This window comes from Bacillus sp. AY18-3, from assembly GCF_008042305.1.
GTDB lineage: Bacteria > Bacillota > Bacilli > Bacillales > Bacillaceae_G > Bacillus_A > Bacillus_A wiedmannii.
The window spans coordinates 235,085-249,620 of the sequence record NZ_QKQR01000030.1 but is presented as its reverse complement, the minus strand read 5'-3'; the positions used below and the strand labels follow the sequence as shown (position 1 = coordinate 249,620).

The 14,536-nt window shown below is 34.1% G+C and carries 13 protein-coding genes; 9 read left to right on the top strand and 4 right to left on the bottom strand.

Going from position 1 to position 14,536, the window contains the following annotated elements; all coding sequences use genetic code 11:
- Nucleotides 1–117: 117 nt before the first annotated feature.
- The 5 genes from DM800_RS23930 (at nucleotide 118) to DM800_RS23910 (ending at nucleotide 3,752) form a co-directional block, all read left to right on the top strand.
- Nucleotides 118–852 carry a LytR/AlgR family response regulator transcription factor gene (locus DM800_RS23930; RefSeq protein WP_147787745.1) on the top strand — a complete coding sequence of 245 codons (735 nt, stop codon included), beginning with the start codon at nucleotides 118–120 and terminating at the stop codon, nucleotides 850–852.
- Complete coding sequence (locus tag DM800_RS23925; RefSeq protein WP_147787744.1) at nucleotides 852–2,168, top strand: GHKL domain-containing protein; 1,317 nt, start codon at nucleotides 852–854, stop codon at nucleotides 2,166–2,168. The genes DM800_RS23930 and DM800_RS23925 overlap by 1 nt, the downstream gene beginning before the upstream one ends.
- A gap of 89 nt (nucleotides 2,169–2,257) precedes the next feature.
- Nucleotides 2,258–2,935, top strand: coding sequence for a YhfC family glutamic-type intramembrane protease (locus DM800_RS23920; RefSeq protein WP_147787743.1), 678 nt, complete (start codon nucleotides 2,258–2,260; stop codon nucleotides 2,933–2,935).
- 2 nt (nucleotides 2,936–2,937) lie between these two features.
- Nucleotides 2,938–3,324: a DUF3887 domain-containing protein gene (locus tag DM800_RS23915; protein WP_098858109.1), complete on the top strand. Its 387-nt coding sequence runs from the start codon at nucleotides 2,938–2,940 to the stop codon at nucleotides 3,322–3,324.
- Between the two features lie 116 nt (nucleotides 3,325–3,440).
- Nucleotides 3,441–3,752, top strand: a complete 312-nt coding sequence (locus DM800_RS23910; RefSeq protein ID WP_098858110.1) for a hypothetical protein — start codon at nucleotides 3,441–3,443, stop codon at nucleotides 3,750–3,752.
- A 40-nt stretch (nucleotides 3,753–3,792) separates the two neighbouring features.
- Here the strand turns inward: DM800_RS23910 and DM800_RS23905 are convergent, their stop codons facing one another.
- Both DM800_RS23905 and DM800_RS23900 read right to left on the bottom strand, forming a co-directional pair.
- Entirely contained in the window at nucleotides 3,793–4,008 is a 216-nt protein-coding gene (locus DM800_RS23905; protein WP_000974615.1) for a helix-turn-helix domain-containing protein, read from the bottom strand.
- Nucleotides 4,009–4,018: 10 nt separating this feature from the next.
- On the bottom strand, nucleotides 4,019–4,501 hold the full coding sequence (locus tag DM800_RS23900; protein ID WP_147787742.1) for a DUF2975 domain-containing protein: 483 nt from the start codon (nucleotides 4,499–4,501) through the stop codon (nucleotides 4,019–4,021).
- 323 nt (nucleotides 4,502–4,824) lie between these two features.
- Here DM800_RS23900 and DM800_RS23895 point away from each other — a divergent pair, with 323 nt between their 5' ends.
- The 4 genes from DM800_RS23895 to DM800_RS23880 all read left to right on the top strand — a co-directional run bounded on the left by DM800_RS23895 (nucleotide 4,825) and on the right by DM800_RS23880 (nucleotide 12,004).
- Nucleotides 4,825–6,486, top strand: coding sequence for an alkaline phosphatase (locus DM800_RS23895; RefSeq protein WP_147787741.1), 1,662 nt, complete (start codon nucleotides 4,825–4,827; stop codon nucleotides 6,484–6,486).
- 258 nt (nucleotides 6,487–6,744) lie between these two features.
- Nucleotides 6,745–9,129: an immune inhibitor A domain-containing protein gene (locus DM800_RS23890; RefSeq protein WP_179955710.1), complete on the top strand. Its 2,385-nt coding sequence runs from the start codon at nucleotides 6,745–6,747 to the stop codon at nucleotides 9,127–9,129.
- A gap of 375 nt (nucleotides 9,130–9,504) precedes the next feature.
- Nucleotides 9,505–10,536 (top strand): Delta(5) desaturase DesA, encoded by a 1,032-nt coding sequence (gene desA, locus DM800_RS23885; protein ID WP_142343688.1) that lies wholly within the window; start codon nucleotides 9,505–9,507, stop codon nucleotides 10,534–10,536.
- 280 nt (nucleotides 10,537–10,816) lie between these two features.
- A complete protein-coding gene (locus tag DM800_RS23880) occupies nucleotides 10,817–12,004 on the top strand; it encodes an RtcB family protein (protein WP_147787740.1) in 1,188 nt (395 codons plus the stop codon).
- A 196-nt stretch (nucleotides 12,005–12,200) separates the two neighbouring features.
- Here DM800_RS23880 and DM800_RS23875 read toward each other — a convergent pair whose 3' ends face one another.
- Nucleotides 12,201–12,548: a VOC family protein gene (locus DM800_RS23875; RefSeq protein ID WP_147787739.1), complete on the bottom strand. Its 348-nt coding sequence runs from the start codon at nucleotides 12,546–12,548 to the stop codon at nucleotides 12,201–12,203.
- A gap of 297 nt (nucleotides 12,549–12,845) precedes the next feature.
- On the bottom strand, nucleotides 12,846–14,270 hold the full coding sequence (locus DM800_RS23870; RefSeq protein ID WP_088063805.1) for an amino acid permease: 1,425 nt from the start codon (nucleotides 14,268–14,270) through the stop codon (nucleotides 12,846–12,848).
- Nucleotides 14,271–14,536: the final 266 nt, after the last annotated feature.

Here is a 14,536-nt window from a genome sequence, read left to right as displayed (position 1 = left end):
TATGTAATAGCAAATTAATTATTTTAATTCTTGGGAAGGAGATTAGTATAACAATTTGAATTATATAGTTATAGATAAATCTATAGATGGAAAGATTTCAATAAAGCGAGTGATTACATGAGTATTTTTATTTTAGAAGATGATGTCATACAAGCGCAGCAAATGAAGCGGTTAGTTGAAGAGGTTTGTGAGGAGTATATGTTGCCTTTTGATTTTATAGAGGTAACTAGTAAAAGTGAAAACATCATTATTAACATTCCTAAGGCGAAGTATATCCCAATCTATTTTTTAGATATAGAGATAAAAAGAGAAGAACGTAAAGGGTTACAAGTGGCACAAGAGATACGAAAGTATGATACGCAAGGAATTATTGTGTTTGTAACGACGCATTCTGAATTTGCACCTATTTCATATCAATACATGGTATCAGCTTTAACTTTTATTGATAAAGGGTTGCCATACGAGGAGAGGCGTAACGTTTTTGAACAATGTTTACTCCAATATGAAGCGCGTAATAAGCATATTATTCCGTCCGATGACTTTATCGTTGAAAATAGTAATGCAACTGTGCGGGTTCCGTTTCATGAAGTTGAATATGTTATGACCGATGAACCGCACCGTTTAGCATTAGTGACGTTAGATCGAATTGTTTATTTTTATGGGACTTTAAAAGAAATTGAATTAGTAGATGAACGTTTATTTCGTTGTCATCAATCATATATCGTGAATACGAAGCAACTGTCTTCTTATGATGCGAAGCAAAAAATGATAGTTTTAAAAAGCGGGAAACGTATTCCAGTATCACGTCGTTTATTCAGTAAAGTACGCAACATCTTAAAGGGTGAGATGTAATGTATATTTATGATTTATTTGCAATACTGCTTACTAGTATAAGCCATACGTTTTTATACATTCAATTAATCCGGTACAATAGATTGTCATATAGAATGTTAATAGCTTTAAGTGCGATATTCATTATTTTACTTGCTATTGTCGTAACAGTAACGAGATATCCAGAATTGAATAGTACGATTGTGTTATTTTTAATAAGTTTAGGATTAATGCAAAATGAATTGAAATTTAAGCATAATGTATATTTTGCACTAGTGAGTATGGTGATTATAACGTTAGTGAAAATGTTGCTATTTGATTTAGGAATGAAAATCTTTATGTTAACAACATTCAATTTATATTTATGGACAGGTAGTATTATTCATCTTATCGTATCGACACTTACTTTTATCGGTATTTTAGTAGCTCGTAAAAGAATTCAAAAAATTGCTCAATATATAGTAGGTAGTCGGCTATACTATGTAACTTATATATTATTAATTGCCGGATTTATTATTGAACTAATTTTAACTCGGCCATCTTCTGCGTTTTTAGCAAAGTTAAATCAACAATACAGTGATGTAAGTTATATTTCAGCGATTATTGTATTTTTATTATTATTCATCATAGTACTTATAAGTTCACATTTATCGAGAGCAAAGTTACAAGAAGAGCATGAAAAACGTTTGGATAAAGAGTTATTAGATTATGTGGAGAAATTAGAGGATATGCATGATGAGCTTGCTAGTTTCCGTCACGATTATATGAATGTATTACTATCGTTAGAAGAGGGAATACGTACGAAAAATGTGAAAGAAATTGAGCAAGTGTACTATGACGTTATAGCACCTACGTTAAAAACAATAAATGATCATGAACTTGATATTGCGAAATTATCTCGTATACATATTCCTGAAGTGAGAAGTGTATTAAGGGCGAAAGTTGGCACTGCCCAGCAGCATCAAATAAAAGTAATGCTTGATATACCGGAGAGCATTGAAAGTGTTTCGATGACGATCATTTCATTTATTCGCATCATTTCAGTTTTGGTAGACAATGCAATTGAAGAAGCAGTACATAGTGAGGAAAAGATATTGCAAATCGCATTTTTTGAAATGGATTCACGACAATATTTTATCGTACGTAATAGTTCAAAGAGTGAAGCGATTGATTTGCAAAAAATTTATGAGAAAAACCATTCAAGTAAAGCAGGAGCGAGAGGATACGGGCTATTTTCGTTAAAACGGATTATGAATAAAACAAATTACGCGACGTTAGAAACAACTTATGTAAGTCCTTATTTCACGCAAACACTCATATTAAAAGAGATGAAATGACCATCTATGATGAAAATGAAACCGAATAGGAAAGAACTACATACTTTCTTCACTCGTTTTTATACACTTCAAGTAAGAGGTGAAGCGAGATGAATGGACTTATTTTTACAACAATGATTTGCTTTGGTTTACCGCTTGTAGCACTTTTATATGCTGTTTGGAAGAAACGCTATATTCCATATATGTTAGGTGTATTGGCTTTTGTTGTATCGCAAATATTTATCCGCATACCAATACTGAATTATGTAAATGGAATTAGCACAGATTTTCAAATGTTTTCAATAATGCAGCCTGTATTATTTGTACTTTTGCTTAGTTTATCAGCTGGAATTTTTGAAGAGATAGCTCGTTTTATCGCAATGCGTTATTTTATGAAGCAACGAGATTGGCAGTCTGGTTTTTTATTTGGAGCAGGGCATGGTGGTATTGAAGCGGTGTTGATAGTTGGTATCCCGGTAATATTCCTATTATTGTCACAAACAGTCATTCAAAATGGTGACAGTTATTATTTGGGCGGTATTGAGCGCATCTTCGCGATGGTATTGCATATTGGACTTTCCTTCATTATATTACAAGCTGTCGCCCAAAAGAAATTTCGTTATGTTTTCTATGCAATTCTCATCCATGGAACTGCAAATGCATTAGCTGGCATTATATCGCTATATGTACCAGGGAAAAGCGGGATCATTATGTCAGAAGTTTCAATAGCAATTTGTGCTTTACTCGTTTTTAGTTATAGTTTCACTTTAAAAAGAAAGGGTGTATGAAAATGAGAAGAATGTTACTTATTATTATAAGTGCTATCGCGGCGTTCGCGCTTGCAGCATGTACCGGTAATAAAGTAGATGAAAGTACATCAAAAAACTTTATTCTGAAGGCGGAAGAAATTGTATCATTATTAAATGAAGCAAAGTATAAAGAAGTACATGAAAAATTTGATAGTAAAATGAAATCAGCCTTATCAGAAGAGCAAATGAAAGAACTTACGCCTATAATTGAAAAAGCTGGTACATTCGAAAAAATTGAGAAAAAATCGATTGAAGAAAAAGATGGTTTATATACTGTTATTCTTGTAGCAAAGTATAGTAAAGAACAACGTACCTTTATCGTAACTTATAACGATAAAGAAGAAATAGCTGGGTTAGTAATTAGGTAGAAATGTAATGGCAGATAAAGTGGTTGTGTCCACTTTATCTGTTTTTTTTGTTTTAACCAAATTATGGGTATTCATGCTAATATAAACACATAGCTATAGAGAAAGGGTGGGTTAGTATGAAAACTGAAATAGTTCCTAAAAAGAAGTACAGTATAATAAGCTACATATCTTTACTCATCGGTGTTTTATGTTTTCTGTTCGTTTTTATTACACCGACAAGGATAGCCAATGTGGGTAATGTAGTGGGAGATTATATTACAGTTGCCCTCACAGTTGCAGGTATCATACTTTCTAGCATTACGATAACGAAACAAACAGAGAAGAAGGGGATTGCTATTATTTCAATAATACTGTCCTTATCATTATTTATATTTTGGATTATCACGATTATATTATTGTTTACTGGTCAAATTAGTTTTGCGCCGTAATATGTAATAAAAAGAGTCCTTCTCGTATGAAGGACTCTTTTTATTCGGTATCTTCCGGTTGATATTCTAAAATATCCCCTGGTTGGCATTCTAACGCTTTACAAATAGCATCTAAAGTTGTAATTCTAATTGCTTTTGCTTTTCCATTTTTTAATATAGAAAGGTTAGCCATTGTAATTCCAACCTTCTCTGAAAGTTCAGTTACACTCATTTTTCTTTTTGCTAACATTACATCAATATTAATTATTATTGCCATGTTATTCACCTCAGACCGTTAAATCATTTTCTGATTTTATATCTATCGCATCTTTTAAAAGTCTTTGGAGAACGGCAGCAAAGACTGCGATAACCATTGAAGAAAAGATAAGGATCATGCCAATTATTATAATACCTGGTGCATCATCTCTCTCTGCTACAAGATAGAAAAGCGGCATACCTACTACATATAATACACTAATTGTAATAGCACATTGTTTTATCTTTTTTAAAGCTCTAACAGATAATTTCGAGAAGGCGTTCCCCTTATCAATGTAGCTTACAAGTTTAAAGGCTTGATATAGAGCAAAATAAAAAGGTATCACCGTTGCATATAGATTGATTAAAACAAGATATTTTATATATGCAATATCCGGGTATAAGTCCGCTGCGTAATTCCCAATATTAGGAATTAAAAATATACACAAAGCAAAAACAGGAATACCGATAAGGATAATTGCTGTCTTTAAAAAGAGTGTTGATCCTTGGTTCATATAAAGCACCTCATTTTTAAATTATCATTTTAATTTAACATAAATTTTATCGTTTAACAATAAATTCTTATTTATTTCAATCGGATTTTTATTGAGAAACAAATTTTAGTGAAGAGAATGATAAGACGTTTTTATAAAAAAGGTGTGGTCTCTATTTATTTGAACATAAAAAGCTATGATATGTATCGTTCGTTGCTTTACTAATAAAAGAAAGTGAAGGTAATGATTGTTAGCTTCATGAAAATTGGGGACTAATAAAACATATATAGGTTGTGGAAATCTTTTTGTATATAAATGAATGTGAAACATACGGAGGAACAACAATGTCGAATTTGGGTTTATTGATGAAAAGGTTACTGTTAGTAGGAACAATCACACTAAGTATGTTATGTACGGAAAGCATGATGAATTATCATACGGTGGAAGCTAAGGTGAAACAAGTAGAACGGCAACCGAAAAATGTAATCATAATGGTTATGGACGGAACGAGTTCTTCAGCAACGACATTAGCTCGCTTGTATAAAGGGAAACCACTTGCACTAGATGAAATTGTAACAGGAGGAGTTCGTACCTATTCGGCGGAATCAGCTATAACAGACTCAGCCCCAGCAGCTACAGCTTTAGCGACGGGGAATAAATCGAATTCAGGATATGTAGGTATATTACCTTCTATTGTAAGTTCACCTGGCTTAAAATCAATCAAAGAAGAGGACAAGTTACGTCCAGTTGCCAATGTTTTAGAAGGTGCCAAACGCACTGGTCGCGCAACTGGAATAGTTGCTACAGCTGAAATTCAGCATGCTACTCCCGCTGGATTTTCTGCTCACCATATTAACCGTAAGCGTTTTGACGTAATTGCGGAGCAGCAAGTGTATCAAAATATAGATGTCGTATTAGGTGGGGGAAAAGAGGCACTGCTACCTATAAAAAGAAAAGATGGTGAAGATTTAGTAAAGGTGATTCAAAACAAAGGATACGACTTTGTTGAAACGAAAGATGCATTATTGAACTCTAAATCTAAGAAAATTTGGGGCTCTTTCTCACATAATGCTCTTGCGTTTGATATGGATCGCGAAGCAACAAATCCGGAGCAACCAACACTTTCTCAAATGACGGAAAAAGCAATTCAAACACTATCAAAAGATAAAGATGGTTTCTTTTTATTTGTAGAGGGAAGTAAGCCAGACTGGGCAGCTCATGTGAACGATCCAATAGGGATGATTAGTGATGTATTAGCATTTGATAACGCAGTTGCAGAAGCATTGGAATTTGCAAAAAAAGATGGTAATACGATGTTAATAGCTGTAACTGATCATGGTAACAGCGGTATTTCTATTGGGAATGCGAATACGACAAAAGGCTATAATATTACGCCGGTCTCTGCATACATTGGTCCATTAAAAAAATCGAAAATGACACTTGAAGGTGCTACAAATAAACTAAAATCTGATTTATCAAATGTAGAAGATGTAGCTAAATTATACGGTTTGGACAATTTAACTTATGATGAAAAAGAAAGAGTAAAAGCAGCAAAAAAGAAATCGGATGTAGGTCCAATACTTACTACATTATTGGCCAATCATGCGAACATAGGCTTCACAACAGGAGGCCATACAGGTGAGGATGTGTTTTTATATTCTTACGGTCCTCAAAAGCCAAAAGGTTTGATCCAAAACACAGACATTGCGAAGACGATGGCGAAAGCAATGGACTTTAACTTAGAAGAAGTAACAAACAAATTATTTGTAGAGAGTGAATTAGCCTTTAAACGAAAAGGTGCAACAGTAGCAATAGATAATACTGATGCAGAAAACCCGGTGCTCATAGTAAAACGTAATAATGTAAAAGCTCAATTATTTGTAAATAAAAATATAATTCGTATTAAGAATAAAGAATATGAATTAGGTAGTGTCGTTGTAGAAAGCAATGGCAAGTTCTATATACCAGAAGAAGCAATCCATTTATTCATAAAATATTCTCATTAAAAAAAAGCCAATTCCTTAGCTAGTACTTAGGAATTGGCTTTTTTGTGTAGATGAAATTTCATTCGAAAACAAGAGTAAAGAGAATCACAAATTCTAAAATGGACTTCTTGTAAATTTATTTATCATATGTTTTTCACCCTAAAAAATATTTCTCAACATTTTAGCCTTTTAAAAAGATTGAATATTCGTATTATAACGAATATTATGTTCCTATCGGCAAAAAAAACGATAATTTGCAGACACTGGGGAGGAAAAGCATTGAAAAAGAATAAGAAGTTAAAACCATTATCAGTTTTAGCAACAGCGGCAGTGTTAAGTAGTACGTTTGCTTTTGGAAGTCATGCAGCGTATGCTGATACGCCACCATCTCTACCAATTGATGAGCATTTAATACCAGATGAGCGTTTGGCAGAAGCGCTGAAACAAAGGGGAGTAATTGATCAATCTGCATCACAAGCTGAGACATCAAAGGCTGTCGAAAATTATGTTGAGAAAAAGAAAGGGGAAAACCCTGGGAAAGAAATCTTGACAGGAGATAGTCTTACGCAAGAGGCTTCTGATTTTATGAAAAAAGTAAAAGATACAAAAATGAAGGAAAATGAACAGGCGCAGCAACCTGAAGTAGGACCAGTGGCTGGACAAGATGCAGGATTGAATTCTAGAAAACTAAATGGAAAAGTACCTACTACACCAGCGAAGCAAGAAGAGTACAATGGAGCTGTTCGAAAAGATAAAGTGCTTGTTTTACTCGTAGAATTTAGCGATTTTAAGCATAATAATATTGATCAAGAACCGGGTTACATGTATTCTAAGGACTTTAATCGTGAACATTATCAAAAAATGTTATTTGGTGATGAGCAATTTACGTTATTTGATGGATCGAAGATTAACACTTTTAAACAATATTATGAAGAGCAATCTGGCGGAAGCTACACAGTTGATGGCACTGTAACCGAATGGCTTACTGTTCCAGGAAAAGCTTCAGATTATGGTGCGGATGCGGGAACTGGTCATGATAATAAAGGTCCTTTAGGGCCACGCGATTTTGTGAAAGAAGCATTAAAAGCAGCTGTAGCAAAAGGCATTAATTTAGCTGATTATGATCAATTTGATCAATACGATCAAGATGGTGATGGAAATAAAAACGAGCCAGATGGAATTATTGACCACCTAATGGTTGTACATGCGGGCGTAGGTCAAGAAGCTGGCGGTGGTAAATTGAAAGATGATGCGATTTGGTCCCATCGTTCAAAACTAGGATCAAAGCCATATGCGATTGATGGTACAAAATCTACTGTATCAAACTGGGGCGGAAAGATGGCTGCATATGATTATACAATCGAGCCTGAAGACGGTGCAGTTGGTGTGTTTGCGCATGAGTATGGTCATGATTTAGGCTTACCAGATGAATATGATACAAAGTATTCTGGACAAGGTGAACCTGTTGAATCATGGTCCCTTATGAGCGGCGGTAGCTGGGCTGGAAAAATTGCGGGAACAGAGCCAACAAGTTTCTCACCGCAAAATAAAGAGTTTTTCCAAAAGAATATGAAGGGGAACTGGGCGAATATCGTCGAAGTAGATTATGATAAACTTCGCACGGGAATTGGTACTGCAACATATTTAGATCAAAGTGTTACAAAATCAAAACGACCAGGAATTGTTCGTGTTAACTTGCCAGACAAAGATATAAAAAATATCGAATCAGCATTTGGTAAGAAGTTTTATTACAGCACAAAAGGAAATGACATTCATACAACACTTGAGACACCAGTATTTGACTTAACGACTGCAACGGATGCTAAATTTGATTATAAGGCATTTTATGAATTGGAAGCGAAGTATGATTTCCTTGACGTAAATGCGATTGCAGAAGATGGAACGAAGACACGTATTGATAGAATGGGCGAAAAAGATGTAAAAGGCGGCGTAGATACAACAGATGGTAAGTGGGTTGATAAATCATACGATTTAAGCCAATTTAAAGGAAAGAAAGTAAAACTGCAATTTGAGTATGTAACAGATATTGCAGTAGCTTATAAAGGATTTGCATTAGACAATGCAGCATTAACTATAGATGGAAAAGTTGTTTTCTCTGATGATGCAGAAGGCCAGCCAGCAATGACGCTAAAAGGATTTACTGTGTCTAACGGATTTGAACAGAAAAAACATAACTACTATATCGAGTGGCGAAATTACGCTGGGTCTGACACGGCGCTACAACATGCACGTGGTCCAGTATTTAATACAGGAATGGTTGTATGGTATGCGGATCAAAGCTTTACAGATAACTGGGTAGGCGTTCATCCAGGTGAAGGATTCCTTGGGGTAGTAGATTCTCATCCAGAGGCAATCGTAGGAACATTAAATGGACAACCAACTGTGAAGAGCAGTACGCGTTATCAAATTGCCGATGCGGCATTCTCATTTGATCAAACGCCAGCATGGAAAGTAAATTCGCCAACCCGCGGTATTTTTGATTATAAAGGATTGCCAGGCGTTGCGAAATTTGATGATTCTAAGCAATACATCAACAGTGTTATTCCAGATGCCGGACGTAAGTTGCCGAAACTTGGATTGAAGTTTGAAGTAGTAGGTCAAGCTGAAGACAAGTCTGCAGGTGCAGTTTGGATCCATCGCTAAAATAAAATGAAAAGGAGCTGCCATAAGTCGGTGAAACCTGACTTATGGCAGCTCTTTTCTTCTTGTGAGAAAAAACTGTTACATAAATACAAATCGAAAAAAATTACCATTTAAAAAAATGAAAAGATGTGCAGAAGTGAAAAAGTCCTCTGCTTTTATATATATTTATTGGAAAAAATAGATGTTTCTTTTATAATTGAAATGCTCCATCAGTCCGATTATATAAGTTTTTTTGACCGTAAGTAATTTGTAAGTAATGAGTAAGAAAAAAGAGATTTTTATATTATATAATATTTATTACAGCTACTTTTAACACCTGATACTAATAGTATGCTATAATGTGAATTAGCAACATAAAGGAAAGGAATTAGACCAATGACATTAGAAAATACTAAAAATTTAAAAAAACAAGTTGCTCCGTATGAAAAATCAACGATTAAAAAAAGTGTGTGGCAACTTATTAACACAATTGTGCCGTTCATTATTTTATGGTACCTTGCTTATAAAAGTTTGTCTGTTTCTTATTGGTTATCGTTAGTTCCATCTCTGTTAGCCGCTGGTTTTATGACACGGATTTTCATTATTTTTCATGATTGTACCCATTATTCATTCTTTAAAAGTCGACCTGCAAATAGAATCGTAGGGACATGTATGGGTGTGTTAACTTTATTCCCGTTTGATCAATGGGGACATGAGCATTCTATTCATCACGCTACAAGTGGTAATTTGGATAAGAGAGGTACAGGAGATATTTGGACGCTTACAGTGGATGAATATTTAGCTGCGCCATTTAGACTTCGTTTAGCATATCGCTTATATCGCAATCCATTCGTTATGTTTGGATTAGGTCCGATTTATGTTTTCTTATTTAAAAATAGATTTAACCGAAAAGGTGCTAGACAGAAAGAACGTATGAATACGTATTTGACGAATATTATAATCGTTGCTTTAATAGCTATACTTTGCTGGGCAATTGGGTGGCAATCGTTTCTGTTAGTGCATGGTACGATATTCTTAATAGCGGGTTCAGTAGGAATTTGGCTGTTTTACGTACAGCACACATTCGAAGATTCTTATTTTGAAGAGGATAAAGATTGGGAATATGTGAAGGCGGCAGTGGAAGGAAGTTCATTTTATAAACTTCCAAAAATCTTGCAATTCCTAACTGGTAATATTGGATTCCATCATGTTCACCATTTAAGTCCAAGAGTACCTAACTATAAACTAGAAGAGGCACACAATAATACGCTTCCGTTAAAAAATGTACCAACGATTACACTTGCTACAAGCTTACGATCACTCCGTTTTCGTCTTTGGGATGAGAAAAGTAACAATTTTGTTACCTTTAAAGAATTCAAAAAAATAATTAAAAACAATGTTTCTGTTCGAGTGAAATCTGAACTATAATTTCATCGTAAATAAAAAACTCTCCTTAATCATTTTCGATTTAAGGGGAGTTTTTATTTAATTATTATATGATCGATATTTAGGAGGAGGAATGCTTATGTGTAGGTATAAATATAAAGAGACAGTAATTATATTATGTAAACAAAATGAATCATTATAATTTTTTTATAGTGAAAGATATAGTACATATATATTGGAAAGCAGAAGGTGGATAATAGTAATTATAAGAACACATACAACGTAATAAAATAATTCTTTCAAAAGGAAGGGGACATGAAAGATGTTGAAATTACAAGGAAAATACAATGAAGCAAAAGTATTTACGAATAACGTTGATGAGACTGCAACTGGGCAGATTATTGATCTTTGTAACCAAGAATTCGTAAAGGATAGTCAAATTCGTATTATGCCAGATACACATGCAGGAGCAGGTTGCACGATTGGGACAACGATGACAATACAAGATAAAATTGTTCCTAATCTTGTAGGGGTAGACATTGGTTGTGGTATGGAAGTTGGTGTGATTGATAAGAAAAAAGAAGAAATTAATTTCGATTACTTAGACGAAACGATTCGTAAATTTGTTCCAAGTGGTTTTCGTATCCGAGATAAAGAACATCGATTCTCAAAAATGATTGATTTTGATGGTGTGAAGGCCCCATATACATTACAACGAGCTCAAAAAAGTATAGGTACTCTTGGAGGAGGAAATCATTTCATTGAATTAAATGAAGATGATAAAGGAAATGTATATATTGTCATTCATAGTGGTTCTCGTAATTTAGGTAAACAAATAGCAGAGTATTACCAGAACTTCGCGTATGAACAACTAATTCATGTTACATCAATGAAGGATGAGATTATTAAGAGATTAACTAAAGAGGGGAGAGAAAAAGAAATACAAGAGACTTTACGTGGAATTAAGAAGCCACAGATTCGTAAAGCACTAGCTTATTTAGAAGGAAAAGGATTCAAAGATTATATGAATGACATGAATATTGCCCAAAAGTATGCTGAGTTCAATCGTAAAGCAATGATTGATGAAATTGTCACTAAAATGGATTGGAAAGTAACTGATCAATTTACTACAATACATAACTATATTGACATGGAAAATATGATTCTACGAAAAGGTGCTATTTCAGCTCAGAAAGATGAACGAGTAATTATTCCAATTAACATGAGAGATGGTTCAATTATTGCATTTGGTAAAGGTAATCCAGACTGGAACTTTTCTGGTCCGCATGGGGCAGGACGTATCATGAGTCGTAAGAAGGCTAAAGAATTATTGAGTCTAGAGGACTTCCAAAATACGATGAAAGAGGTTTGGACTACATCGGTAGTAGAGAGCACAATTGATGAGGCACCAATGGTATACAAGCCAATGGATGAAATTATAGAAAATACAAAAGAAACAATAGATATAAAGCACATTATTAAGCCATTATATAATTTTAAAGCGAATTAGAAGGGATAAATAAGCAGCCAGAAAAAACTATTTTTCGTATCTTTTGTTCGAAAACAATCTAATCAAGGGAAGTAGTTCCATTTTATTGCGATGGGATAGAAGAAGTCGATTTCCTGTGGAGTTAAGGAATCGACTTTTTTATTTATTTTGTTGAATGAAAGCAACCGTTAGCTTAATAGCAAAGGATTATAACCGTCTATTTCTCCCAAAGCTCAATTAGACGACCTTCAGGATCTTTAATCCAAATAAACTTTCCGAACTCACTAATTTCTTCTTTCTTTTCAAGAGGTACACCAATATGTTCAAGATGCTGAATAGTCTCATTTAAATTATGTACTTCAAAATTTAACATCACTTGCTGTTCTATTGGAAAATAATTATCATTTTCGGTAAAGAAAGAAAAAATAGTCTCATTTCCTAATTGGGGTTTAATCACAGTCCCATTCCAATCTTCTATTTCAATTTTCAACACTTCACTGTACCATTTTTTTATAATATCAAGATTTTTAGTTCTCCAAAATATTCCCCCGAAACCTTTTATCATTGTAGATAACTCCTGTCTTTTTTTAAATTTTTAAGCAATATATATTCAATATATCAAAACAGTAAAGAAAATCAATAACGTATTAAAAGTGAAAAAATCCAATTACTAGTATTGTAGTATTTACCGCATTATGGAAATTGGTATCACTTTTCAAAGAACTTGCAATCCAAGTAAAGGTATATAGTAACACTGAATCGTATGAGGTAATGAATGAAAAGGGAATAGAACAAATGCCAATGATAAAAGACCGCATATGAAATGAAAGCCATGTGCGGTCTTTTATATATAAGTATAGTATTACATAGTCTCGCTAATTTTACTTTCACTATGAGTGTTAGTAGCAATTCTTTTCTTAACTTTAAAGTGATAGTAGGTATAGCAAAAAACGATAAACGGTACAGTGCAATAGATTCCAAGTCGTTGTTCTGGGATAAAAATAAGACTGATTAATATAATGCCATACAATCCAAAACCAAGAATTGGTACAAGTGGATAAAGTGGAGTTTTAAATTTTAAGTCTTCTAATTTTCCACCGTCTGCTAAATAATGTTTACGGAAAAAGAATTGAGAGACACAAATTGACATCCAAACAATGATTGTAATGACGCCAGAAATGGAAATTAACCATAAGTAAACTGTTTCAGCAGCTACAACGCTTGTTAAAAGAGAAAAAGCAGAAATAGAAATTGTCAAAATTAAAGCGTTTAAAGGTATTCCTCGTGAAGATAATTTTTTTAAAAAGGCCGGAGCCATTTCATTTTTTGATAATGACCAAAGCATGCGAGTTGCGGCGTACAGTCCAGAGTTTGCGACAGAAAGAACAGCAGTAAGAATAACAAAATTCATAATATCAGCTGCATATGGAATACCGATATTATCAAATACAGCAACGAATGGGCTCTTTGTTAATCCTGCTTCTTCCCAAGGAATTAAAGCAACAAGAACAAAGATTGCTAAGACGAAGAAAAACATCGTGCGCCATATAATATTTCTAATAGAACGAGGTAAAGTTTTTGCTGGATCTTCACTTTCACCTGCTGCGATTCCGACAAGTTCTGTACCTTGGAAGGAATAATTGACTGTAACCATTGTTAATAGAATAGCTGCAAGTCCATTTGGGAATAAACCGCCATGATTTACGAAATTTGATAATAACGGGGCTGGTTCGTCGCCTTTTAAGTCAATAAAACCGAACATAGCGGCACCGCCAAGGATAATAAAAGCTATAATGGCAGATACTTTTATACTTGAAAACCAAAATTCTGTTTCTGCATAACTACGAGCAGATAATGCGTTAATAGTGAAGATAGTAACGCCAAATATTAAACACCAAACCCAAACAGGAATATCAGGAAACCAGCGCTGCATTGTAATGCCGGCAGTTGTAAATTCAAGACCGGTCGTATTCGCCCAGCTTAACCAATACAACCATCCGATTGTAAAGCCAGTTGCAGGATTGATGAACTTAGTTGCATATTCCTGAAAAGAACCTGAAACAGGCATGGCTACAGCAAGTTCACCAAGACAAAGCATAACGAAATACATTAATAATCCACCAGCCATAAAGGCAAGTACGGATCCACCAGGTCCAGCTTGACTTATAATAAAACCAGATCCGTTAAATAATCCCGTTCCAATCACACCACCGAGTGCAATCATGAATAAGTGTCTACTTTTCATCGTACGTTTTAATTCATTGTTTGTATTACTTACTTGCGTCATTGTTTTCCTCACTTTCGTAGTTGATAGAATGAAGTTTGATGTTTTTCCGTATTGTGGAATGTATTCCGTGATGTGAAATCTTGTTATAATTTTCAGATAATTAAAAAGAAAAGTCAATATTTTTTTGTTCGCGCTTACAAATTGTTATCAGTGGCATATTTTTATTTTTAGAAAATTGAATAAATAGATTGATTTCATTTTAAATTTTTGTTAAATTGATAGGTAATTGAGCGAACTAGCATATTACAAGTCAAGCTGAGGTGAGT